The sequence below is a fragment of the Mesorhizobium sp. M1295 genome (genome assembly GCF_040318135.1).
Taxonomy (GTDB): Bacteria; Pseudomonadota; Alphaproteobacteria; order Rhizobiales; family Rhizobiaceae; genus Mesorhizobium.
In genome coordinates, this window is the sequence record NZ_JAMYLU010000019.1 from 1 (window position 1) to 24,673 (window position 24,673).

Sequence of the window (24,673 nt, forward strand, 5' to 3'; positions counted from 1 at the left end):
TACGAGATCGTCAGAGAAAGAACGGCGTAGGGCCATGCCTGCCTTAGAATGGGCCAGAGGAACGACTCGCGTATCCACGGAAATTGCGGAAACAGCGAACCCAGTCCGTAGTAGAGCAGCCAGAGCTGGAGCAGCAGCGGCGTGCCGCGAACAATCGTGCAGAACACCTTGGCCGGCACGCTCAAGATCGGCGGGCCGATCACCTGCGCCAGGCCGAGGGGGATGGCGAGCGCGATGCCCAGAGCCGACGTTACCACAAGCAGCCAGATGGTCCGCCATATGCCTTGCAAAGCCAGCGGCAGATAGGTGGGAAGCCAATCCCAGCGCATGAGGAAAATCGATGCCAGTACGACAACCAGCGCGATCAGGATCAGAGCTATGCGGTGTGGCTGCATCCAGAGCGAGGCCCGTGCGGCGGCGTCAATGACCGGGGTTTCGGTCGCCATCAGTGCGATCCCGCGATCGACGGCATGCCGCGTCGCGCCCAGCGCTCAACCCGCCCGATGACGACGTTGGAGACGAGGGTCAGAACGAGATAAAGCGCGCCCGCCGCCATGAAGAAGGTGAAATAAGCCTTCGTCGCGCCGGCTGCCGTCCGTGTGGTTTGGGTCAGTTCATTGACGCCGACGATCGCGAGAAGCGCGGTGTCCTTGGTGGCGATCAGCCACAAATTTGCCAGCCCCGGAATGGCGAAGGGCAGCATCGCCGGCAGCGTTATACGCCTGAGAAGCAGGCCGGGAGGCATTCCATAGGCCCGCGCGGCTTCGATCTGGCCTTGCGGAACGGCGCGGATTGCGCCGCGCAAGACTTCGGTGGAGTAGGCGCCCTGCACGACCCCGAGCACGCCTATGCCGGCGACAACCCCGTTGATGTCGATCGCGGCATAGCCGAGCGCGGTAAGCAACTGGTTGATGAGGTCGGTACCAGCGAAATAAAGCAGCAGGATCAGCACCAGCTCGGGCACGGCGCGGACCACTGTGGTGTAAACTTCCAGCAGGTCACGGACCACCGGCCCGCCATAGAGCTTGCCATAGGCGCCGCCGACGCCGATCAAAAGACCAACCCCAAAGGAACCGAAAGCAATTCCGACGGAGTTTGCCAGCCCATGCAGAAGGCTGAGACCCCTGCCGTTCGGCGGTTCGAAGGACAGCAATTCCAGCGAACTGGCTCCGAACATGGTGGCGAGAACGTCGCTCAGCTTATGTCCCCTGGACTTGCGGGTTGAGGCGCCAATGATGCGTCAAGCCGGACATGCCCACCGCGACGACGGCGGCTAGGCATGCCCGGCTTGACGCCGTTGCCGTCAGTTGGACTGCGACGCTTCGCCGTAGATGTCGAAATCGAAGTACTTCTTGGTGATTTCGGCATATTTGCCATTGGCCCGAATGGCCTTGATGGCGGCATTGATCTTGTCCTTGAGCTCGGTGTCGCCTTGGCGCATGCCGGCGCCGACGCCCGGCCCGAGCACTTCAAGGTCCGGCGCGACATAACCCTTGAGGTCGCAGCACGCCTTGCCTTGGTCCGACTTCAAAAACGCGTCGAGCGCGATCGAATCGGCCTGAGTGGCATCGATCCGGCCGGCGGCGAGATCCTGATTTGCCTCGTCCTGCGTCTGGTATTCCTTGATTTCCGCAGCGTCGGTGAAGTGCTTCTTGGCGTAGGCGGCGTGCACCGTAGACACCTGAACGCCGACTATCTTGGCTTTCAACCCCTCTGGCGTCGCATCGAATTTCTGATCCTTGGCGCCGATCACCGCAGTCGGCGTGTTATAGTATTTGTCGGAGAAGTCGATTTCCTTCTTGCGCTCGTCGGTAATGGACATCGAATTCATGATCGCATCGATCTTCTTGGTTTTAAGCGCCGGGATGAGGCCGTCCCACGGGACTGGCGTCAATGCGCAATCCAGCTTGGCTTCGCCGCAAATGGCGTTGACGATGTCGACTTCCCAGCCACCCCACTTGCCGGAAGCATCCTGCGAGTAAAACGGCGGATAGGCTTCCGGCGAAAAACCCACCTTGATCTGTTCGGCGCTTGCCGAAAATGCGCCCGACAATGCGATCAGCGTGGCCGCGAGCGCCGTTTTGAGAAAAGGTTTCATTTTTCAGTTCTCCCGTTTTTTGGTTTTGACGTTCCCGTCTGCTTTTCTCGCAAGTCATCCAACATTGCGCAGAAACTGCTTCAGCCTTTCGGATTTTGGTGCGCCGAAGATCTGTTCCGGCGGCCCTTCTTCCTCGACCAGCCCGTTATGGAGATAGACGACATGCGTCGCCACCTCGCGGGCAAACTTCATCTCATGCGTGACCAGCACCATGGTGCGGCCTTCGCGCGCCAGGTCGCCGATCACCTTCAGCACTTCGCCGACCAACTCCGGGTCGAGCGCCGAGGTCGGCTCATCGAACAGCATGACGCGCGGATTGATGGCCAGCGCCCTGGCTATCGCTGCGCGCTGCTGTTGGCCGCCCGACAGATAGGCGGGGTAGACGTCGCGTTTTTCGGCCAGGCCGACGCGGGCGAGCAGCTTTTCCGCCTCGCCGATCGCTACATCGCGCTTGACGCCGAGCACATGCACGGGAACCTCGATGACGTTCTCGATCAACGTCATGTGGCTCCAAAGATTGAAGTTCTGGAAGACCATGCCGAGCTTGGAGCGGATGCGTTCGATCTGCTTGCGGTCGGCGGGCACGGTGTGGCCGTGGCTGTCGGCCTTCAGCTTTATCTCTTCGCCATTGACGCGGATGATGCCGCTGGTCGGGTTCTCCAGGCAATTGATGCAGCGCAGCAGCGTCGACTTGCCCGAGCCGCTGCCGCCGATGATGGCGATCACCTCGCCATCGCGCGCCGACAGCGAAACGCCCTTCAATACGTGCAGCTTGCCGAAATTCTTGTGCAGGTTCTCGACGTGGATGGCTTCGGCGGCGCCGTTCTGCACCGTATGCTTCAGGGCGGTGGCCGGCGCTGTCATCGTCGCGGTGCCCCGCGGAGCAGCCGAGGCAGTCCTTGCTGGAATTTATTACCCATTACCCGTCACTGGACAGCGTTCCGATTCTCAAGATGGACCGTTCCGCTTGCCTCCGTCAACCGCAGTTTTTGGACCATTGATCACGGCCTGCCGAGTGGCTATTGGCAGGAGGGAGCGCGTTTCAGGAGAATTTAGTGGGCAAAGCATACGGGTCGCAGTCGATGGCCGGGCCGCTGCAGCGCGTGCTGATGCGCTCCGCCGCCAGCGCCATGCATCGGGCCGAAGCACTGGAATGGCACTACGGTCCCGGCTTCGATCCGCAAAAAGCGGCGGCCCAGCATGAAGCGCTGGCCGGGCTGATTTCCGGCTCAGGCGCCGAGATCGAATGGCTGAGCGACGCCGATGACGGGCTTGCCGATTCTGTCTTTACCCACGATCCCTCGCTGATGACCGACCATGGCGCGGTCATCCTTGCCATGGGCAAGGCGCTGCGCCGGCCCGAGCCCGGCCTGCACGAGGCAGCTTATGGGCGCATGGGCATACCTGTCCTCGGCCGTATCGAGACTCCCGGCCAGGTCGAGGGCGGCGACTGCGTGTGGATGGATGCAAACACACTGGCGGTCGGCCGCGGCGTACGCACCAATCAGCACGGCATCCAGCAGCTCTCCAACCTGCTTTCACCCAAAGGCATCCAGGTCTATGGCTTCGACCTGCCGCTCTGGCAAGGCGAGGACGCCTGCCTGCATCTGATGTCGGTGATCAGCCCGCTCGCCGACGATCTGGCGCTGGTCTATGGGCCGCTCCTGCCGGTCGCCTTCCACCAGATGCTGCGTGCGCATGGCATTCGCCTGGTCGAGGGCGACGCCGACGAATTCTTCGCCTCGAGCGGGCTCAGCCTGAACGTCCTGCCGACCGCGCCGCGCCAGGTTATCGCCGTTGCCGGTTTTCCGAAGACGGCGGCTGCCATGCAGGCCGCCGGCTGTACGGTCTCGACATTCGAGGCCGATGCGCTGTGCATTGCCTGCGAGGGCGGCCCAACCTGCCTCACGCGCCCGGTGCTAAGACAATGACGACGATCGGCGAAGCGCTCATCACCTTGCTGGAAGCGCACGGCGTCGACACCGTCTTCGGCATTCCCGGCGTGCACACGGTCGAGCTCTACCGCGGGCTTGCGCGGTCGAAGATCCGTCACGTCACGCCGCGCCACGAGCAGGGCGCCGGCTTCATGGCTGACGGCTATGCGCGCGCCAGCGGCAAGCCGGGTGTCGCCTTCGTCATCACCGGGCCGGGGCTGACCAACACCATCACCGCCATGGGCCAGGCGCGCGCCGATTCGGTGCCGATGCTGGTAATCTCGGGCGTCAACGCCACGCCGACGCTGGGCAAGGGCCTTGGCCATCTGCATGAACTGCCGGACCAGCGCGGCATGATGGAGAAGGTGGCGCTGTTTTCGCACCGTGTCACCGAGGCCGGCGAATTGCCCGGCGTGCTCGCCCGCGCTTTTGCACTTTTTTCATCCTCGCGTCCGGGGCCAGTGCATATCGAGATCCCGACCGATGTCATGACCATGCCCGCCACCGGCATCGTGGCGCTGCTGCGGAATTCGGCCCCGCCCGAGCCGGGCGCCGCGGTGATCGCTGAGGCAGCCAGGCTTTGCGCTGCCGCCCGCCGGCCGCTTATCCTGGCCGGCGGCGGCGCCAAAGCTGCCGAAGCGCCGTTGCAGCGCCTGGCCGAGAGGTTGGGAGCGCCGGTCGTCCAGACCGCCAATGCGCGCGGCCTGCTCTATCGCCATCCGCTTGGCGTGCCGGCCAGCCCCAGCCTGAAGGCGGTGCGTGCGCTGATGGCCGATGCCGACCTGGTCATCGCCGCCGGTACCGAATTCGGTCCGACCGATTATGACGGCTATGGCGACGGCGGTTTTGTCCTACCCGCCAATCTGATCCGCATCGACATCGGCGCCGACCAACTTACCAGGCGGCCGGCCCGGATTTCGATCCAGGCCGATTGTGGCGCAGCGCTCGAGGCGCTGCATGCCGAACTCGGCATGGGCCAGGCGCAATCAGGCGACGGCGCCGCTCGCGCGGCCGCGACGCGGCAAGCGGCCTTTGCCGAGATTGGCCCAGCTATGCAGGCGCAATTGCGCGCCGTCGAGACGATCCGTGATGCGCTGCCTGGCTCGATCATCGTCGGCGATTCGACCCAGCCGGTCTACGCCGCCAACCTCTATTACGATCACGACCGGCCGGGCGGCTGGTTCAACGCCGCTACCGGCTTCGGCGCGCTCGGCTATGGCCCGCCGGCGGCGATCGGTGCTGCCCTTGCCAGGCCTGAGGCGCCGGTCGTTTGTCTCACCGGCGACGGCGGCTTCCAGTTCACCCTGCCGGAACTGGGCGCCGCGCTCGACGCGGCGGCGCCGGTGATCTTCGCCGTCTGGAACAATCGCGGCTACCGCGAGATCGAAACCTCGATGCTCGATGTCGGCGTCGAGCCGGTCGGCGTCTCCCCGGCACCGCCGGATTTCTGCAAATTGGCCGAAGCCTATGGCATTGCCGCCGAGCGGATTTCCGGCGCCGGCGGCTTGGCGGACGCGCTACGGCGCGCGCGGGCGGCTGGACGACCCTACGTCATCGAGATTTCGGTTGAGTGATCGCGCGAAAGGCGCGACCTTCCGCATCGGCGGCGCGCAACGACGGAGCGGTCGAATATGACGGAAACACTGGACGGCAGACATATCGTGGTGACCGGCGGCACCGGGGCGCTTGGCGGCGCGGTCGTAGGGAAACTGCTGGAGCAGGGCGCGATTTGCCATGTGCCCAATGCCCACGCTGCCGCGCCTGCCCATTTTCCCTTCCCGGCACATGACCGCGTCAGGCTGGCGCACAATGTCGACCTCGCCGACGCTGCCAAGGTCGATGCCTTCTATGCTAGCGTTCCGGATTTGTGGGCATCGGTGCATCTGGCCGGCGGCTTCACCGCCGCACCGGTCGAGAAGATCGAGCCCGCCTCCTTTGCCGAGATGATGGACACCAACGCCCGCACCACCTTCCTGTGCTGCCGCGCGGCGATACGCTCGATGCTGGAATCTTCCGTATCGGGCCGCATCGTCAATGTCACCGCGCGAGCCGGGCTCGATCCGCGGCGCGGCTCCGGCAAGGTGGCTTACGCTGCCGCCAAGGCGGCGGTCGCCGCGATGACCGTGGCGATGGCCGAAGAGCTGAAGGGCAAGGGCATACTGGTCAACGCCGTGGCGCCCTCGACCCTAGACACGCCGGCCACCCGGGCTGACATGCCGGGCGCCGATTTCAGCAAATGGGTCAGCTTGGAAGCAGCCGCGGAGGCCATTGCCTACCTCGCTTCGCCGGCCAATCTGGCGATGAGCGGCACGCTGGTGCCGCTTTACGGCAGGGCCTGAAATTCAGGTCGGGTGCAAAAAAAGCCCCGCCGGATCGCTCCGGCGGGGCTTTTTGTTTCGTTTACAACCTGCGCGAGGCGCAGTGTTGGCTTAGCTGCCCTGCTTCTTCAGCGCGGCACCCAGGATGTCGCCCAGCGAAGCGCCGGAGTCAGTCGAACCGTACTGGGCGACCGCTTCCTTCTCTTCGGCGATTTCCAGCGCCTTGATCGAGACCTGCAGCTTGCGGGTCTTCTTGTCGAAGGCGATGACGCGGGCGTCGACCTTCTGGCCGACAGTGAAGCGCTCGGGGCGCTGCTCGTCGCGGTCACGGCTGAGGTCGGAGCGCTTGATGAAGGTCTCGATGCCGCTGTCGACCAGCCGCACTTCCAGACCGCCATCCTTCACGCCGATAACCTCGCAGGTGACGACTGCGTTCTTGCGCAGTTCGCCTGACGTCGCCGCTTCGCCGACCGTGTCCTTGGCCAGCTGCTTGATGCCGAGCGAGATGCGCTCCTTGTCGATGTCGACGTCGAGCACCTGCGCCTTGACCATGTCGCCGCGATTGTACTCCTCGATCACCTGCTCGCCCGGACGGGTCCAGTCGAGGTCGGAAAGGTGGACCATGCCGTCGACATCGCCTTCGAGGCCGATGAACAGGCCGAACTCGGTCTTGTTCTTGACCTCGCCCTCAACCTGGCTGCCGACCGGATGGCTGCGCGCGAAGGCCTCCCACGGGTTCTCCAGCGTCTGCTTGAGGCCGAGCGAGATGCGGCGCTTGGCCGGATCGACTTCGAGCACCACCACGTCGACTTCCTGCGTCGTCGACAGGATCTTGCCGGGATGCACGTTCTTCTTGGTCCACGACATTTCCGAAACGTGGATGAGGCCTTCGATGCCCGGCTCCAGCTCGACGAACGCGCCGTAGTCGGTGATGTTGGTGACAGTACCCTTGATCTTCTTGCCGATCGGGAACTTGGTGCCGATCTCGGACCACGGATCGCTCTCGAGCTGCTTCATGCCGAGCGAGATGCGGTGGGTTTCCTGGTTGATGCGGATGATCTGCACCTTGACCGTCTGGCCGATATTGAGGATTTCGGTCGGATGGTTGACGCGGCGCCATGCCATGTCGGTGACGTGCAGCAGGCCGTCGATGCCGCCGAGGTCGACGAACGCACCATAGTCGGTGATGTTCTTGACGACGCCTTCGACCACCTGGCCTTCTTCGAGGTTCTGCACGATTTCCGAACGCTGTTCGGCGCGGCTTTCCTCGAGCACTGTGCGGCGCGACACCACGATGTTGCCGCGGCGGCGATCCATCTTGAGGATCTCGAAGGGCTGCGGGTTGTGCATCAGCGGCGAGACGTCGCGGATCGGGCGGATATCGACCTGGCTGCGCGGCAGGAACGCAACGGCACCGTCGAGGTCGACGGTGAAGCCGCCCTTGACCTGGTTGAAGATGACGCCTTCGACGCGTTCGCCCTTGGTGAACTTCTCTTCGAGACGGACCCAGCTCTCTTCGCGGCGAGCCTTTTCGCGCGACAACATGGCTTCGCCAAGCGCGTTCTCGATACGCTCGACATAGACCTCGACCGTGTCGCCGACCTTGAGCGTCGTGTCCTTGCCCTTGACGCCGAATTCCTTCAGCGGCACGCGGCCTTCGACCTTGAGGCCGACGTCGATGATAGCCATGTCTTTTTCAATGGCGGTGATGACGCCCTTTACGACCTGACCTTCGCCGGAATGGCCGGCGGAAAATGATTCTTCGAGCAGGCTCGCGAAATCATCGCGAGTGGGATTTGCAACTGACATAGGTTCTCCTGGATTGCCCCGCAATCTGTCGCGAGGCGGGCGCCGTGGGTTAGTGTTGCGTTGGCCTGCCGGCGTTCCGGGCAAAAAGCCCTTGGCCGCCTTTGGGCGGCAATTCCGGCGCATGAAGAATGCTGGCAGGCTGGTTCATGCCCGATATGGGAATTCTTTTTGTCGCCGGCAATCGGCGGCGGCAGGAAAACCCAGCCTCAGGCATTGTTTCTCTTGGCCAGGACGTCGTCGATGATCGCCCGTGCTGCCAGAAACGCGGCTTCTATAGCCATTTCCGACGTGTCGAGCAAGTGCGCATCGGCTGCCGGTTTCAAGGGCGAGTCCATGCGGCCCATGTCGCGCTCGTCGCGGCGCACGATATCGGCAAGGATTTCCTCGAAATTGGCAGTGCCGCCAATGCTCTCGATTTCATCCAGCCGCCGCTTTGCCCGCACCTCGGCACTGGCCGTGACATAGAGTTTTACGTCGGCATCGGGACAGACGACGGTGCCGATGTCGCGACCGTCGAGCACCGCGCCCGGCGGGGCTTTTGCAAAGTCGCGCTGCTTGTCGACCAGTATGCGCCGCACTGACGGGATGACAGCCACTTTCGACGCCGCCTCGCCAACGGCATGTGCCGAAAGCACGGCGCGGTCGAGTTTTGCCAGATCGACCTGGCGAGCCGCGGTTTCAGCGGCCGAGACATTGTCGAGCGGCAGGCCCAGCCGAAGCAGCGAATGCGCTACCGCGCGATAGGTAAGGCCGGTGTCGAGCAGGTTCAGCCGGTAGTGATCGGCGAGCCGTCGGGCAAGGGTGCCCTTTCCAGCGCCTGCAGGTCCGTCGATGGCGATGGTGAAGCCTGTCGTCATTCGAAACCTCGATGCAAGTGCCTCACTCCATCGGCGCTCGAAGTCAACCGCGTTGACCTCCGAGGCCTCGAACTGATTGTCGGAGTTGATTTCTGTGAGATCGGGAAAGCCTTATACGGAATTTCTGGTGCCCCCGATCTCAATATCCTCCGACCCGTCGAGGGCAGCGCCGCGAATTGCAAAACCCACGGAGCCATCGGCATAGAACTCTATAGTCCGGTTCTGGAAATTGTCGTCGGCAACTTCATACCAGAGATGGGACGGCTCCTCCGGTATGCTATGTTTCCAATGAACGTAAAAGTATCTCACTCGATCGCCGCACCGAGCCTCTTCATCAGGCCCATGAATTCCGGAAAACTTGTCGCGATCATCGCTTGATCATCGATGGTCACGGGTTTTTCCGTCGCCAGCCCCATAACCAGAAAACTCATGGCTATGCGGTGGTCGAGATGGGTCTGGACGATGGTGCCCTGTCCGTTGGGGTGTTGGCCGAGGCCCTTGCCGCCAGGTTTTCCGCGCACGGCCAGCGTGGCCTCGCCCTCGCTGCAATCGACGCCGTTGAGCTTCAGCCCGTTGGCGACCGCCGACAGCCGGTCGGATTCCTTCACCCGCAGCTCTTCAAGCCCGAGCATGAGCGTTTCGCCCTCGGCAAAGCTCGCCGCCACGGCAAGCACCGGATACTCGTCGATCATAGTCGGCGCCCGTTCGGGCGGCACGGTGACGCCTTTCAGTTCGGAATAGCGTACGCGCAGGTCGGCGACGTCCTCGCCGCCTTCGTTGCGCGGATCGATTATGTCGACCCAGGCGCCCATTTCCTGCAGCGTCAAAAGAAGGCCCGTGCGCGTCGGGTTCATCAGCACGTTTTCGATGGTGATGTCCGAGCCCGGCACGATCAGCGCGGCCACCAGAGGAAAGCCGGCCGAGGAGGGGTCGCCAGGCACCGCGATGGTCTGGCCGGTGAGCTTGCCCTGGCCTTCGATGAAAATGTGGCGCACGCCGCGCTCGTCGGTCTCGACCGACAGATTGGCGCCGAATCCCTTGAGCATCTTTTCGGTGTGGTCGCGCGTCATCACCGGCTCGATGACCGTGGTGATGCCCGGCGTGTTCAGCCCGGCCAGCAGCACCGCCGACTTGACCTGCGCCGAGGCCATCGGCACGCGGTAGGTGATCGGCGCGGCGTGCTTGGGCCCGCGCAGCGTGATCGGCATGCGGTCGCCGGGTGTCGCCTTCAGCACCTGCACGCCCATCTGGCGAAGCGGTTCGAGCACGCGGCCCATCGGCCGGCCGGACAGCGAGGCGTCGCCGATGAAGGTGGTTTCCATGTCATAGGTGCCGACCAGGCCCATGGTGAGGCGGGAGCCCGTGCCGGCATTGCCGAAATCGAGCGGGCACTCCGGTTGCAGCAGCGCGCCATTGCCGGTTCCGCGGATCACCCACTCAGTGCCATGCTTCTCGATATGAGCGCCCATCGCCTTCATGGCAGCGCCCGTACGCATCACGTCCTCGCCTTCCAGTAGTCCGGTGATGCGGGTTTCGCCGGAGGCCAGCCCGCCAAACATGAAGGAACGGTGCGAGATCGACTTGTCGCCCGGCACCCGTGCCGCGCCGGAAAGACCAGATGATTTTCGGGCGGTGGCCTGCTTCGGGGCGGCAGTGTGCGACATGGTTCTTTCCTGGAAACGCCGGCGGCCGGCCATTTTCTTGTGGTTTGCGCGGTCTCCTATCATGGCGGATCGAGATGGTCATCCCCTTGGTACGAAGGCCTTCGAATTCAAGCTTTTTGGGACGCCGGCTTTTCGCTTTGACAGCGCCGTAAACTCTGGTTAAGGGGACCAAACTTTCATCGACGAGGCTTGCTGTGGCAAAACCCGAACTTGGCACCAAACGCATCGACCCGGAGACGGGTCGAAAATTCTATGACTTGAACAAGGACCCGATCGTCTCGCCTTACACGGGCAAGAGCTATCCGCGCTCCTATTTCGAGGAAGGCAAGATAGCCGCCCTCGAGGAGGAAGAGGAAGTTGCCGAGAAGGAAGTGGACGCCGAGGAGGAAGAGGGCGTCGAGGTCGTCTCTCTCGAAGAGGCGGACGAGGACGCGAAGGCCGACGAGCTTCCCGATCTCGGCGATGACGAGGACGACGTTGACCTTGGCGATGACGAGGATGACGCGTTCCTTGCCGACGAGGAGGAAGAAGACGACGACGTTGCCGACATGATCGGCGTCGGCGAAGACGACGACGAAGTCTGAGCGAACCGCATTCGCCGGCTTTCGCGGCGCTGCCTAGAAAAAGCGGTTCTTGAAGGCTTGATATTGACTGAAGGCGGGGTTAGAAGCCGCCTGCACTAACGACGCGGTCTCAACCCGCGCCGGATCTCTTCGCCGGAAACGGCGCCGGCGAACTGCCGGAGTGGGGCCATAGCTCAGTTGGGAGAGCGCTTGAATGGCATTCAAGAGGTCGTCGGTTCGATTCCGATTGGCTCCACCAAAAGTTCTTTCACGTTTTCAGAAAATTAGTTTCCACCCCCTGAGGGGCCCTTGCCTTGGAAAGGTCCGGGGCACCGCCAGCGCACCGCACAAAACATTTTTCAGGTCCGAAGCAGCAATGCCTGACAGCGGTGGACAAGATATCGATCTTGGCGCCAGTAGCTTGCGTTCATGCACGCCCGGCGGCAAGGATATCGCGGCAACATCGTATGTGGGGGCAATATGGAATCGGAAAACTCGCTGCTCGGGATCTTCATCTCCTGGATGCCGATGCTGATTTATCTCGCAGCAAGCCTTTGGGTTTCTATCTGGCTCACGTTCAAACTCATCCACGTTCAGCAAGCGATGGTGCAGGCGCAAGAAGGCATCTTGACCAAGTTGACTGATATCGACAACCGCATGTCTGGTAAGCCGAGCCAAGACTGAGGTCCGAAGCTACTGTTCCCCAACTGTTTTCAGCTGCAGCGGTCGACCGGGATACCGCTAATTATACCGGCCAATTGGATGCGGTGGCTCGACGGCGCCCGGTATCGCCACATGAAAATCGGTCTTTTGGACTAACGCTTCATTTTGTCGATACGCTCGCTAAGAGCCTTCACCGCTGCCGTATTTTCCCGAATTTCTTTGGCGATCTCTTTCGCGGCGTTTGCCATGACGATCCTTGAGCGGTTTGCCATCCAAAGCAGAAACGCCATAAGAATCAGGAAAGGGATGCCAACGAGAAGTGCTCGCATTATTGCAGCTTGGTGGCTCATTTCGCTTTCTCCGAGCCGTAGGCTGCCACGCCGTCGACGATCTTCGTGATGTGCTGAGCTTCTGCCATCGGTTCCCTCTTCAGCTGTGACGGACGCCAGCGATAATCGCGTTTATCGGTAGTCACCCCCAAGCCGGAATCGATTCCCTTTTGGGCCGAGGCCGAGCGGCTTCAATTCGTCCAGATCGAACACTGAACCACTTGACCCGTTGCCTGATCACGAACCCTTTTCGAAAACACGCGATGGAGGCCCATTGCGCGTGATCTAGCTTCCTTCGTCGCAACGTAATCGGGATAGCCGACATGCCACTGCCAGAGGAAGTTTGGTGGGGCAGGTTTCCACGTAACCTTGGATCCAAAGGCCGCATTGTCCGGATCTGTTCTATCGAACCGGCAGTCGACGGCTACGGGCATCATGCCCTTCTTAGCCATTGCGTCGGAAACCCCGTAAGCAGTTCGCTTCGTAAGCCATCCATCCGCGCCGCTAGTCGAAACTGTAGTGCACCCTGCCAGAGATATGCTCGACATCAAAAGCCCGATGGCCAATGCGTTGCCTGCGAATGATCGCCGAGGTGCCAACCTGATTCTGTTTCATACCCGATCCCCACAACTGAAAGTAGTGCAGGCTAGATGGGGATACGGCGCGAAACAAGGGAGCGCGCCTCTTCTTTGGTTCGGCCGGTCGTGCGCCGTGCGCGGTGCGACAGGCGAGCGGCGAGCGGCAAAATTTCAAACTGAGACACTATCTAACTGCCACCTAATACAGGTTCTTTGAGCTAACTCCCCCTGGCGCGCGTACTGGTCGCGAATCCCATTCGTCGCGCGCTATTGGAGTCTGGATATAGTGCGCCAGAATCCAGGGTCGCGTCCCGTCTGTTTCCGGTCTGTTTTCAGGCATGAAATTCCCTTGCCCGGGTCGCTGTTCCTTCACTGTTTTCAGTGCGCATCGGACACTGTTCCGCCGCTGTTTTCAGCGAGAGTGCCAACTGTTTCCTAACTGTTTTATCAGTTGCAGCGCTTAACCGAAATCGTCCATTAAATTGGACTAAGCCATCGTCGCATATAACTGGCTTGGAAATGACTCCCCCACTCTTTGCGCTCCCGGGCTGCCCGCCGCCTATCGCGGAACCTAGCTGAGACTAGTGTAGTCGGCCGCCCGGCTTGGGCTCGCCGGTCCAAAAGTAGTGAGCCCGTGCCCGGTCAGTGCATTTTTCTGGCTGTGGTTTGAACCGCGAGCGCCGGGTCTGAACCAGGCAGCGGGCTGAAATGACCGCTGAGCAAAACTCCGTTACTTGTTGCAGTTCTGCATATCCGACGTCATGGCGCCGCTGGGGGTATTGTTGTCGGTATCGCTGCCCGCCGTATCCTTGCAGCGGTCCTCCATACCGTTTGTCTGCGGCGTGGTGGCGTTCGTTGCGTTCGGATCGATGGTGTTCGGGGTAGTTGCGCTGCCGGTCCCGATGTTGCCGCCGGAAGTGCCTGTGTTGACGCCGGTATTGCCATCGGCGCTACCGGTCCCGGAGCCCATCGATTGTGCCATGGCAGATGTGGCCAGGCCGATAGCAAGTAGGAATGCAGAGAGAATTTTCATCATCTTAGTGTCTCCATCGAGTTGCATCGCTCTATCGCGATCTATACCCAACGAGAGTTTTTTCGAGATGTTCCGTTTGGCATAAATAGTGATCGATACAACCATTATGGATCTTTGTTGCTCGTCGTTTCGTGAATGCGGCTGCGAAATTCCTGCCGCATAGCGGCAATTTCGTCTGGAACCAAATCGAGCATGCCGCGTTATTGCGCTTGCGGGGAGTTGTGTCGGCCGCAGGGGACAGTTTCACCAGGACATTCAAGAAATCCGTGAGCTGGGAGGGGCGCTGTGAGCGTGCTTGCATCCACAAGGCAATTGGACCACCGTCAAATACTGAACGCGCTGAAGGCTTTTCGGAGCGGTGATTTCTCCGTTCGCATCGATAATGTCTACACCGGCCTCGATTCCGAGATCGCCGACACCTTCAACGAAATCGTAGAACTCAACGATCAGGTCACGCGCGAGTTCGAACGCCTCAGCAAGGTCGTCGGCAAGGATGGCCGGATCGGCGAACGCGGCCGTGTCCGCAACGCTACCGGCAGTTGGGAATCGAGCGTCCGTTCCGTCAACGATCTGATCGAGGACATGGTTCAGCCGACGGCCGAAGTGGCGCGCGTCATCGGCGCGGTCGCCAAAGGCGACCTGTCGCAGACGATGATGGTCGAAATCGACGGCCGGCAGTTGCGCGGCGAATTCCTGCGCATCGGCAAGATCGTCAACACCATGGTCGGGCAACTGGCCTCCTTTGCCTCGGAGGTGACGCGCGTGGCGCGCGAGGTCGGCACCGAAGGCAAGCTCGGCGGCCAGGCCCGCGTGAAAGGTGTGGCCGGGACCTGGAAGGACCTGACCGACAACGTCAACGCCATGGCGACGAACCTGACCGGGCAGGTGCGCAACATCGCCGAGGTGACGACCGCCGTCGCTTCCGGCGACCTGTCGAAGAAGATCACCGTCGATGTGAAGGGCGAAATCCTCGAGCTCAAGAACACCATCAACACGATGGTCGACCAGCTCAATTCCTTCGCCTCGGAAGTGACGCGCGTTGCGCGCGAGGTCGGTACAGAAGGCAAGCTCGGCGGCCAGGCGCGCGTCGAAGGTGTCGGCGGCACCTGGAAGGACCTGACCGACAACGTCAACCTGATGGCAGAGAACCTGACCGGCCAGGTGCGCAATATCGCCGAGGTGACCACTGCTGTGGCGCTTGGCGACCTGTCGAAGAAGATCACGGTCGACGTCAAGGGCGAGATCCTCGAGCTGAAATCAACCATCAACACCATGGTCGACCAGCTGAACTCATTTGCCGGCGAAGTGACGCGCGTCGCCCGCGAAGTCGGCACCGAGGGCAAGCTCGGCGGCCAGGCGCAGGTGCGCGGCGTTGCCGGCACCTGGAAGGACTTGACCGACAACGTCAATTCGATGGCCGAGAACCTGACCGGCCAGGTCCGCAACATCGCCGAGGTGACGACCGCGGTTGCTTCGGGCGACTTGTCGAAGAAGATTACCGTCGCCGTGCAAGGCGAAATCCTCGAGCTCAAGGACACCATCAACACGATGGTCGACCAATTGAACTCCTTCGCCTCGGAAGTGACGCGTGTGGCGCGCGAGGTCGGCACCGAAGGCAAGCTCGGCGGCCAGGCCGAGGTGAAGGGCGTCGGCGGCACCTGGAAGGATCTGACCGACAACGTCAACCTGATGGCCGCCAACCTGACCGGCCAGGTGCGCAACATTGCCGAGGTGACGACCGCCGTGGCCCGCGGCGACCTGTCGAAGAAGATCACCGTCGACGTCAAGGGCGAAATCCTGGAGCTCAAGGACACCGTCAACACGATGGTCGACCAGCTCAATTCCTTCGCCTCGGAAGTGACGCGTGTGGCGCGCGAAGTGGGATCGGAAGGCAAGCTCGGCGGCCAGGCGCATGTCGAGGGTGTCGGCGGCACCTGGAAAGATTTGACCGACAACGTCAATGCCATGGCCGGCAATCTGACCGTGCAGTTGCGCGACGTGTCCAAGGTGGCGACGGCAATTGCGACCGGCGACCTCACCCAGAAGATCACGGTCGATGCATTGGGCGAGATCCTGCAGATCAAGGACGTCATCAACACGATGGTCGACCAGCTGAATTCCTTCGCCTCCGAGGTGACGCGCGTGGCGCGCGAAGTCGGTTCCGACGGCAAGCTCGGCGGCCAGGCGCAGGTGCGCGGCGTTGCCGGCACCTGGAAGGACCTGACCGACAACGTCAATGCGATGGCCGCCAACCTGACCGGGCAGGTGCGCAACATCGCCGAGGTGACGACTGCGGTGGCGCTTGGCGATCTGTCGAAGAAGATCACGGTCGACGTGCGCGGCGAGATCCTCGAGCTGAAGGACACCATCAATACGATGGTCGACCAGCTGAATTCCTTTGCCTCGGAAGTGACGCGCGTGGCGCGCGAGGTCGGCACCGAGGGCAAGCTCGGCGGCCAGGCGCAGGTGCGCGGCGTTGCCGGCACCTGGAAAGATCTGACCGACAATGTGAATTCGATGGCCGAGAACCTGACCGGCCAGGTTCGCAACATCGCCGAGGTCACCACCGCAGTGGCGCGCGGCGACCTATCGAAGAAGATCACCGTCGACGTCAAGGGCGAGATCCTGGAGCTGAAATCGACCATCAACACCATGGTCGACCAGTTGAACTCCTTTGCCGGCGAAGTGACGCGTGTCGCCCGCGAGGTCGGCACCGAGGGCAAACTTGGCGGCCAGGCACGGGTGGAGGGCGTCGCCGGCACCTGGAAGGACCTGACCGACAACGTCAATCTGATGGCGACGAACCTGACCAACCAGGTGCGCGGCATCGCCGATGTCGTGACCGCGGTCGCGCAAGGCAATCTCAAGCGCAAGCTGACGGTCGATGCCAAGGGCGAGATCGCCTCGCTCGCCGACACCATCAACGGCATGATCGAGACGCTTGCGACCTTCGCCGACCAGGTCACCAACGTCGCCCGCGAAGTGGGCATCGAAGGCAAGCTCGGCGGCCAAGCCCGTGTGCCCGGCGCTGCCGGCCTTTGGCGCGACCTGACCGACAACGTCAATCAGCTCGCCGCCAATCTGACCACGCAGGTGCGCGCGATTGCCGAGGTGTCGACGGCGGTGACCAAGGGCGATTTGACCCGCTCGATCAGCGTCCAGGCCTCCGGCGAGGTCGCGGCGCTGAAGGACAACATCAACGAGATGATCCGCAATCTGAAGGACCAGACGCTGAAGAATGCCGAGCAGGACTGGCTGAAGACCAATCTCGCCCGGTTCTCGCGCATGCTGCAGGGCGAGCGCGACCTGGCCACGGTCTCGCGTCTCATCATGTCCGAACTCGCGCCGCTGGTGAATGCGCAATATGGCGTGTTCTACGTGACCAACCGCGACGAGGATGAATTCTATCTGGAACTCGCCGCCTCCTATGGCGCCGAAAGCAAGGCGGAGATCAAGCAACGCCTCGATCTGCGCGAAGGCCTTGTCGGGCAAAGTGCCGCCGACAAGCGCGCCATCATGCTGGACAATGTGCCGCCGAATTTCCTGCGCGTCACGTCGGGCCTTGGCAATGCCGCGCCGGCCAACGTGATCATTCTTCCGGCTCTGTTCGAGGACGAGGTGAAGGCCGTCATCGAACTCGCCTCGTTCAGCGAATTCCGCGACACGCACCAGTCATTCCTCAACCAGCTGATGGAATCCGTCGGCATCGTTCTCAACACCATCGCCGCCACCATGCGCACCGAAGGCCTGCTCAAGCAGTCGCAGCTGCTGACCTCGGAGCTGCAGGCGCGTCAGACCGAGCTGACCAAAAAGCAGGAAGAGCTGCACGCCACCAACGAGGAGCTGCAGGAAAAGGCGCAGCTGCTCGAGAACGAAAAGAAGCAGGTGGAGAACAAGAACCTCGAAATCGAGATGGCGCGCCGTGCGCTGGAGGAGAAGGCCGAGCAGCTGGCGCTTACCTCGAAATACAAGTCGGAATTCCTCGCCAATATGAGCCACGAACTGCGTACGCCGCTGAACTCGCTGCTCATCCTTTCAAACCTGCTCGCAACCAACCAGCAAGGCAATCTCAACGACAAGCAGGTCGAGTTCGCGCGCACCATCAACTCGGCCGGCACCGACCTTTTGAGCCTCATCAACGATATCCTCGATCTGTCGAAGATCGAATCGGGTACCGTCTCGATCGATATCAACGACATGCCGGTGGTGCATCTTCGCCAGCATATGGAGCGAACCTTCCGGCAGCTGGCGACCGACAAGGGGCTTGGCTTCGCCATCAACGTCGATCCCGAGCTTCCGGAGACCGTCCGCACCGACGAGAAGCGCTTGCAGCAGATTGTGCTCAACCTCTTGTCGAACGCGTTCAAGTTCACCTCCGAGGGCGAAGTCAGCTTGAATTTCCGGGCCGAAAAGACTGGCCGTCACAACGGCTCGGTGCAACCGATGGAAGCGCTCGCTATCGCGGTCACCGATACGGGCATCGGTATTCCGCAGGACAAGCAGAAGCTGATTTTCGAGGCCTTCCAGCAGGCCGACGGCACCACCAGTCGCAAATATGGCGGCACCGGGCTTGGGCTCTCGATCAGCCGGGAGATCGCCCGGCTGATCGGCGGCGAATTGCGGGTCGAGAGCACGCCGGGCAAGGGTTCGACGTTCACGCTGGTCATCCCGTTCGACGGACCTCGGATGGCCTTGGCCCCGCAAGCGGCCTTGCTGCCGGCGATGGAGGTGGTCGCGACGACGGCGCAGCCGAGCCCGCCATCCTCCGAATTGCTTGATGACCGCGATACGATCTCACCGGAAGATAGGGTCGTGCTGATCGTCGAGGACGACCCGACCTTTGGCGGTTTGCTGCTCGGCCTGGCGCGTTCGGCCCGGCTGAAGGGCGTCCTGTCGACCGCGGGCTCTGGCACGCTGGCTTTGGCCCGCAAGCTGGTTCCCGATGCGATCACGCTGGATCTCGGACTATCGGATATCGACGGCTGGGTGTTGTTCGATCTGCTTCGCCATGACCCGAAAACCAAGGACATTCCCGTCCATGTCATCTCGGGTGCCGAAGATATCGAGGTGCTTGCCCGCAAGGGCGCATCCACCATTTCAACCAAGCCCGTGTCGGCGGACGAACTGATGAAGGTCTTCCAGGACATTCACTCCAGAAAGCTCCGCGTCCAGCGCCGCGTTCTGATTGCCGATACCGATCCCGAGCGCCGTCTCTCGTTGATCGAGGCGATCCGCGACGGCGTCACCTCGGTCACCGCGATCGGCCGCGTCGCGGCGAATGCCGACGACATCGGCATCGCCGGCTATGATGCCGTTGTGCTCGGCCTTGGCCGCTCGGCCAAGGACAACGCCCAGATGCTGGATGAGATTGCCGTCCTGTTCGGGCAGTCCGTGTCGCGACTGTTGTTCTTCGCGCCGCATCCGGAAGCGCTGCAACAGTCGCTCGCCTTGCATCCGGCATTGGCGGACGTTCCGCGGGCGGAGAATTTCGCGCAGCTGGCTCTCCTGATATCCGCAACGCTCCCGGGGCGAGGCCACGACAGTTCGGCAGCCGAACAGCCGGATAAATTCGACCTCGCCGGCGCAAAGGTCCTCATCGTCGACGACGACATCCGCAACATCTATTCGCTCACCAGCGTTCTTGAGACCTATGACATCCAGGTGCTGCACGCGGAGCGCGGTAGGGAAGGTATTGCGCTTCTGGAGCAGAGCCCGGATATCGACGCCGCATTGATCGATATCATGATGCCGGAGATGGACGGCTACGAGACGATGCGGCAGATCCGCGGCATGCCGGCAATCGCCCATATCCCGTTGATCTCGGTTACCGCCAAGGCAATGAAGGGCGACCGGCAGAAGTGCCTCGACGCCGGCGCCTCTGACTATATCGCCAAGCCGGTCGACCTCGACCTGCTGCTGGCCTTGCTGCGTGTCTGGATCGGCCGCTCGCGATCCCGTGTCCATCGTCCGGAAAAGACGCTCATGGCAGTGAACTGACGGCCGCTCGATGCAGAAACTGTCGAGAAACGGGGCGAGGAAGCTGGAGGTTATGGCCCCGGCGACAGGGCCGGCAAAGGCGCGCATCCTGGCCGTGGATGACGACGAGCGCAATCTGCTGGCGATCGGCGAGGTTCTGGCCCCTGTCGGCGAAGTCGTCTGCGTGCAGTCGGGCGAAGAGGCGCTGCGCGCTCTGCTGAAAGAGGATTTCGCAGTCATCCTGCTGGATGTGCTGATGCCTCGGCTGGACGGCTACGAGACCGCTGGATTGATTCGCCAGCGCGAGCAATCCAGGCGAACGCCGATAATCTTTCTCACCGCCATCAACAAGGAAGACGCCCACATGCTGCGCGGCTATGACGCCGGCGCGGTGGATTACGTGTTCAAGCCCTTCGACCCGGCCATGCTGCGTTCCAAGGTAGCCGTGTTCGTCGAACTTCATGAGAAGACGCTCGAAATCCAGCAAAAGGCGGCTGCCGAGCAACGGCTGCTGGCCCAGGCACTGCAGGCGCAGCAGGAAAAACTCGAGGCCGAGCGGGCGCTGCGTAGCGCCCAGGAGCGGCAGCATGCCATTTTGAGCTCTCTTCCGGTCTGCTTCCACGCAAGGGCGGCGGAGCCGCCGTTCGGCGCCAGCTTTGTGACTGAAGGGGTCGAACGCTTGACCGGCTTTCCTGCCGAACGGCTGACCTCCGATCCAGGCTTCGGCCTAAGCCGGGTTCATCCCGACGATCTGCCGAGAGTGAGGCAAGCCCTGCTCGCAGCCAAGGCCATCGGCTCCTACACCTGCGAATTCCGCTGGCAATGCGCCGACGGCAATTACCGGATTTTCCTCGACCAGGGCGTCCTGTCGAACGGTTCCGATGGCCAGAGGCCCGAGATCCTCGGCACATTGCTGGACGTTACCGAGCGGCGCGAGCTTGAGAACCAGCTGCTGCAATCGCAGCGCCTCGACGCGATTGGCAAGCTTACCGGCGGCCTGGCGCATGATTTCAACAATCTGCTTGCCGCAATTCTCAGCGGATTGGGATTGCTCGAGCGCCACGCCGAGTTCGATGGACAGGCCAGGCAAGTTCTGGAACTGACGCGCCGGTCGGCAAAACAAGGCGCCGAGCTCGTCAACCGCATGCTTGCGTTCTCGCGCCGCCAGACACTGAGGCCGCAGGCCGTGCGCCTCGCTGCGCTTGGCGGCACCATGAACGGGTTGGTGGCCCCGGTTCTGGGCGGCCTGATCCGTTTCGATTGGCTTGTCGACGACACGGTGTGGCCGGCGCATGTCGATGCCGGCCAGCTGGAGCTGGCGCTGATGAACCTGGTTTTCAACGCGCGCGATGCCATGCCGTCCGGCGGCACGATAATCGTGGAGGCGCAAAATCGAACGCTAGGCAGTGCAGCCGAGGATATTTCGGCGGGCGACTATGTCGTGGTCACCGTCAAGGATACGGGGTCGGGCATACCGGCCGACATTCTCGCCAAGGTCGTCGAACCGTTCTTCACCACAAAACCGGTCGGCAAGGGCACTGGCCTCGGTCTGAGCACGGTGCATGGCTTCGTCAAGCAATCGGGCGGCACGCTCCGCATTGAGAGCACCGTCGGCAGTGGAACATCCGTCCAGCTCTGGCTGCCGCGTTCAATCGAGCGCCCGGTGGAAATCGCCGACAAGTCCGATGCCGACAACACCGTCGTGAATGCCGGCGAGGACTATCCGTCGGTCCTGCTGATTGACGACAGCAATGTACTGCGGGAACTGACGGCGCAATCGCTTCGCCAACATGGCTTTGCGGTTACCTGCGCCGGGGGCGGTGCGGAAGCGCTGGCGATGATCGAGCGGGCGCCGTACGATTTCGATGTCATCGTCACCGATTTTGCCATGCCGCTCGTCTCGGGGCTCGAGGTCATCCGGTTCGCCCGCAATCTGCGGTCCGATTGGCCGGCGGTGATGATAACCGGATATGCCGACGCCGACGCGATCGCCGACCGGCCCCCCGACGTGCCGCTGCTCGGCAAACCGCTGCGCGAAAAGGACCTGATGGAGAGCATTCTTGCAGCGGCTGCGCGCGCCGGATCGCCGAGGGCCAAGCAGGCCAGCCGGTGAAAGGCGGACCATTGGAACCTGATCCATGGGTTGCCGTTGGGTAGGTCTCTGGCTGCGCTAGGATCGGAGGAGAGACTGATGGCGACAGCGGACTGGCCTCTTCCTGAACGCTTCACCTTTCAAGGGAACTCGATCGCCTGGGGCGCGATGGGCGAGGGCTCACCCGCGGTATTGCTGCATGGCACGCCTTTCTCATCGTCGGCATGGCGTAGAATTGCGCCTTTGCTCGGCCAACAGAGGCGAATCTATTGCTTTGACATGCTCGGCTATGGTCGATCTGATAAACCCGATAGCGACGTGTCTCGTGGCATTCAGAACGAGCTTTTCGCGGCCCTTTACGATCATTGGGGCCTGCGTGCCCCCGATGTCGTCGCGCATGATTTCGGCGGCTCAACAGCGTTACGCGGTCATTTGCTCAATGGGCTCGACTATCGGTCGCTGGTGCTGATCGATCCGGTCGCAATCAGCCCGCAAGGCTCACCACTTGTTCAGGCCGCCAAGAAACACGAGGCGGTCTTTTCCGGCCTTCCGCACTACATTCATGAAGCAATCCTGCGCGCCTATATCGGCGCCGCCGTAGCGAATGCGCTGCGCGAGGAAGAGATGGCGCTCTACCTCGCGCCGTGGCTGGGAGCCGAAGGTCAAAAAGCTTTCTGGCGCCAGGTCGCTCAGATGGATGACAAATACTCGCAAGAGGTCGAGTGGCGCTACGGCGAGATTCGTTGCCCCGTTGCCATCCTGTGGGGCGAGGACGACCAGTGGATTCCCATCGATGACGGTCGCGAGCTCGCGCGCCGCATTTCGAGTGCTTCCTTCCATGTCGTGCCGAACGCGAAGCATCTTATGCAGGAGGACGCGCCGGAAGCGATCGTGGCGACAGTGCTTGGCTTCTGGCGAGACCTGGAGGAGCGGGCAAATGTCCGCAAAAAACCGGCTTCGGCCGCTCGATCTCCATCGCGTCAATGAAGGCTTTGGGCGATCGGTTTGATCCGGTTGCCGATGCCAAGGACAGGAATCCACCCCTTAGCGGCAGTCTCGAATCGAAACGGTACGTTTCGTATCTTTGACCCTAGCAGCATCCAGCCTGTGCGCAACACGGAGCGCCGGCCATGGCGCGCTCGACGGGCTGTGATGCGGTTGATAAGCCCTCTCCCCAAGGAGAGTCGGACATGACCGTTGCGATCGAGATGGGCCAGACGAGCGCGGGCGCCCCGGCGGCGCTGGATCTTGAGGAACTGCTGGCGACGCGGCTTCTGGTGCAGGGCAATTCGGGTTCCGGCAAATCCCATCTGCTGCGCCGGCTCTTGGAGCAGAGTGCGCCCTGGGTACAGCAGACCATCATCGATCCCGAAGGCGACTTCGTCACGCTTGGCGACCGTTTCGGCCATCTGGTGATCGATGCCGAGGAGCATACCGAGCGCGGCCTGCAGAGCGCCGGCGAGCGGGCGCGCATCCACCGCGTCTCCACGGTGCTCAATCTCGAAGGGCTCGACGCCGAGAACCAGATGCGGCGCGCCGCCGCCTTTCTCGGCGGGCTGTTCGAGGTCGCCCGCGACCACTGGTATCCGATGCTGGTGGTGGTAGACGAGGCGCAGCTGTTCGCGCCGGCGGTTGCCGGCGAGGTTTCCGACGAGGCGCGCAAACTCTCGCTCGGCGCCATGACCAATTTGATGTGCCGTGGCCGCAAGCGCGGGCTGGCCGGCATCATCGCCACCCAGCGGCTGGCCAAGCTCGCCAAGAACGTCGCCGCCGAGGCTTCCAATTTCCTCATGGGCCGGACTTTTCTGGACATCGACATGGCGCGCGCCGCCGATCTTCTCGGCATGGAGCGGCGCCAGGCGGAGGCTTTTCGCGACCTCGAGCGCGGGCAGTTCATGGCGCTCGGCCCGGCGCTGTCGCGCCGTCCGCTCGGTCTGCGCATCGGCCCGACCGATACGAGTCCGCGCAACGCGACCCCGCGCCTGATGCCGCTGCCGGAATCGGCGCTGGAGGATGCCCGCGCGATCATCCTGGCGGCCCCGCCGCCGGAAACCGTCCGGCCGCAGCGCCGCTCCTCGCCGGACCTGCTCGATCAGCTGATGGCGGCGAAATCGGCGGCGCTGGAAATCCGCCCCGAACCGGTGGAGCCGCCGATCAGCGCCGAGGATCTGGCGGAGCGGCGCGAGCGCGTCGACCGGGTGCTGCGCGCCGTGCTGGCGCAGCCCGATGCCGGCTTCCGCGTCATCGGCGTGCTCTATCAGGAGTTCGTCGTCCGCTGCCGCATAGAAGGCCTCGCCTCGGTCGTGCCGGACCTGCCGGAGTTCCGCCGCATGCTGACGCGCGCCCGCGCCGGGCTCGGCTCCGACATGATAGGCGACGATGCCTGGCAGGACGTCTCGGCGCGCGCCTCGCTGCTGCCCGAGGACATGCAAGGCGTCTTCATGATGATCGCCCGCGCGGCGAAGGAAGGCTGGCCCTGCCCGAGCGACGCCGCGATCGCCCGCGCCTACGGCTCGCACTCGCTACGCCGCGCACGGCGCCTGCTGACCTATATCGAGGAGCAGAGGCTGATCGTGTGTCAGCTTGACGGGGGCGGACGGCGGACGGTGACGCTCGTGGAGCTGGCCTGGGCGACGGCGCCGGGCGATCCGAATGCGGTGGAGGCGGAGCAGCGGAGTGCGGTGGGGTGAGGCGGCGGCCGAGCGCGGTCTTCATCATACGACGACGATTGGCGCGACGCAGATCCGCTATTGTAAGTT

General features: G+C 62.6%; 19 protein-coding genes and 1 tRNA gene. 10 read left to right on the top strand and 10 right to left on the bottom strand.

From position 1 onward, the window contains the following. The 4 genes from NKH29_RS23695 to NKH29_RS23710 form a co-directional block, all read right to left on the bottom strand. Positions 1-446: ABC transporter permease subunit (locus NKH29_RS23695; RefSeq protein ID WP_352483946.1), on the bottom strand; the 446-nt coding region annotated here is incomplete at its 3' end. Beyond that, on the bottom strand, positions 446-1,177 hold the full coding sequence (locus NKH29_RS23700; RefSeq protein WP_036244431.1) for an ABC transporter permease: 732 nt from the start codon (positions 1,175-1,177) through the stop codon (positions 446-448). The genes NKH29_RS23695 and NKH29_RS23700, both read right to left, overlap by 1 nt. A 126-nt stretch (positions 1,178-1,303) precedes the next feature. After that, positions 1,304-2,098, bottom strand: a complete 795-nt coding sequence (locus NKH29_RS23705) for a transporter substrate-binding domain-containing protein (RefSeq protein ID WP_353000687.1) — start codon at positions 2,096-2,098, stop codon at positions 1,304-1,306. 54 nt (positions 2,099-2,152) lie between these two features. Further along, on the bottom strand, positions 2,153-2,962 hold the full coding sequence (locus NKH29_RS23710; RefSeq protein ID WP_023718026.1) for an ABC transporter ATP-binding protein: 810 nt from the start codon (positions 2,960-2,962) through the stop codon (positions 2,153-2,155). 218 nt (positions 2,963-3,180) lie between these two features. On the opposite strand from NKH29_RS23710, the gene NKH29_RS23715 reads away from it, so the two are divergent. Genes NKH29_RS23715 through NKH29_RS23725 form a run of 3 tightly spaced genes read left to right on the top strand, consistent with a single transcriptional unit; the run spans position 3,181 to position 6,371 of the window. Continuing rightward, positions 3,181-4,029: a dimethylarginine dimethylaminohydrolase family protein gene (locus tag NKH29_RS23715; protein WP_031193690.1), complete on the top strand. Its 849-nt coding sequence runs from the start codon at positions 3,181-3,183 to the stop codon at positions 4,027-4,029. Beyond that, positions 4,026-5,606 carry a 5-guanidino-2-oxopentanoate decarboxylase gene (locus NKH29_RS23720; RefSeq protein ID WP_023718024.1) on the top strand — a complete coding sequence of 527 codons (1,581 nt, stop codon included), beginning with the start codon at positions 4,026-4,028 and terminating at the stop codon, positions 5,604-5,606. Before NKH29_RS23715 ends, NKH29_RS23720 begins: the two co-directional genes overlap by 4 nt. Before the next feature lie 57 nt (positions 5,607-5,663). Then, positions 5,664-6,371 (top strand): SDR family NAD(P)-dependent oxidoreductase, encoded by a 708-nt coding sequence (locus NKH29_RS23725; protein ID WP_023718023.1) that lies wholly within the window; start codon positions 5,664-5,666, stop codon positions 6,369-6,371. A gap of 90 nt (positions 6,372-6,461) precedes the next feature. Here NKH29_RS23725 and rpsA read toward each other — a convergent pair whose 3' ends face one another. The 4 genes from rpsA to aroA all read right to left on the bottom strand — a co-directional run bounded on the left by rpsA (position 6,462) and on the right by aroA (position 10,680). Further along, positions 6,462-8,159 (bottom strand): 30S ribosomal protein S1, encoded by a 1,698-nt coding sequence (gene rpsA, locus NKH29_RS23730; protein WP_352495728.1) that lies wholly within the window; start codon positions 8,157-8,159, stop codon positions 6,462-6,464. A 206-nt stretch (positions 8,160-8,365) separates the two neighbouring features. Beyond that, positions 8,366-9,016: a (d)CMP kinase gene (gene cmk, locus NKH29_RS23735; RefSeq protein ID WP_352591552.1), complete on the bottom strand. Its 651-nt coding sequence runs from the start codon at positions 9,014-9,016 to the stop codon at positions 8,366-8,368. Positions 9,017-9,127: 111 nt separating this feature from the next. Next, a complete protein-coding gene (locus NKH29_RS23740) occupies positions 9,128-9,325 on the bottom strand; it encodes a DUF6881 domain-containing protein (RefSeq protein ID WP_352495730.1) in 198 nt (65 codons plus the stop codon). Next, a complete protein-coding gene (gene aroA, locus NKH29_RS23745; RefSeq protein WP_353000689.1) occupies positions 9,322-10,680 on the bottom strand; it encodes a 3-phosphoshikimate 1-carboxyvinyltransferase in 1,359 nt (452 codons plus the stop codon). The genes NKH29_RS23740 and aroA overlap by 4 nt, the downstream gene beginning before the upstream one ends. Before the next feature lie 194 nt (positions 10,681-10,874). Between aroA and NKH29_RS23750 the strand changes: the two genes are divergently transcribed. From NKH29_RS23750 to NKH29_RS23760, 3 genes are all read left to right on the top strand, one after another. Further along, the gene (locus NKH29_RS23750) at positions 10,875-11,264 is read left to right on the top strand and encodes a TIGR02300 family protein (RefSeq protein WP_023718020.1); all 390 of its coding nucleotides are present in this window, start codon (positions 10,875-10,877) and stop codon (positions 11,262-11,264) included. Positions 11,265-11,426: 162 nt separating this feature from the next. Continuing rightward, a tRNA-Ala gene (locus NKH29_RS23755) sits at positions 11,427-11,502 on the top strand. A gap of 221 nt (positions 11,503-11,723) precedes the next feature. Further along, a complete protein-coding gene (locus NKH29_RS23760; protein WP_352548929.1) occupies positions 11,724-11,927 on the top strand; it encodes a hypothetical protein in 204 nt (67 codons plus the stop codon). 131 nt (positions 11,928-12,058) lie between these two features. On the opposite strand, the gene NKH29_RS23765 is transcribed toward NKH29_RS23760, so the two are convergent. Beyond that, positions 12,059-12,256, bottom strand: a complete 198-nt coding sequence (locus NKH29_RS23765) for a hypothetical protein (RefSeq protein WP_031193688.1) — start codon at positions 12,254-12,256, stop codon at positions 12,059-12,061. A gap of 1,287 nt (positions 12,257-13,543) precedes the next feature. After that, positions 13,544-13,951: a hypothetical protein gene (locus tag NKH29_RS23770; RefSeq protein WP_023718016.1), complete on the bottom strand. Its 408-nt coding sequence runs from the start codon at positions 13,949-13,951 to the stop codon at positions 13,544-13,546. Positions 13,952-14,137: 186 nt separating this feature from the next. On the opposite strand from NKH29_RS23770, the gene NKH29_RS23775 reads away from it, so the two are divergent. The 4 genes from NKH29_RS23775 to NKH29_RS23790 all read left to right on the top strand — a co-directional run bounded on the left by NKH29_RS23775 (position 14,138) and on the right by NKH29_RS23790 (position 24,604). Then, entirely contained in the window at positions 14,138-19,843 is a 5,706-nt protein-coding gene (locus tag NKH29_RS23775; RefSeq protein WP_352483997.1) for a HAMP domain-containing protein, read from the top strand. 52 nt (positions 19,844-19,895) lie between these two features. Further along, positions 19,896-21,935 carry a PAS domain-containing hybrid sensor histidine kinase/response regulator gene (locus NKH29_RS23780; RefSeq protein WP_245278536.1) on the top strand — a complete coding sequence of 680 codons (2,040 nt, stop codon included), beginning with the start codon at positions 19,896-19,898 and terminating at the stop codon, positions 21,933-21,935. Between the two features lie 78 nt (positions 21,936-22,013). Beyond that, positions 22,014-22,901: an alpha/beta fold hydrolase gene (locus tag NKH29_RS23785; protein WP_352640724.1), complete on the top strand. Its 888-nt coding sequence runs from the start codon at positions 22,014-22,016 to the stop codon at positions 22,899-22,901. A 203-nt stretch (positions 22,902-23,104) separates the two neighbouring features. Further along, entirely contained in the window at positions 23,105-24,604 is a 1,500-nt protein-coding gene (locus tag NKH29_RS23790) for a helicase HerA domain-containing protein (RefSeq protein WP_352495732.1), read from the top strand. Positions 24,605-24,673 lie beyond the last annotated feature (69 nt).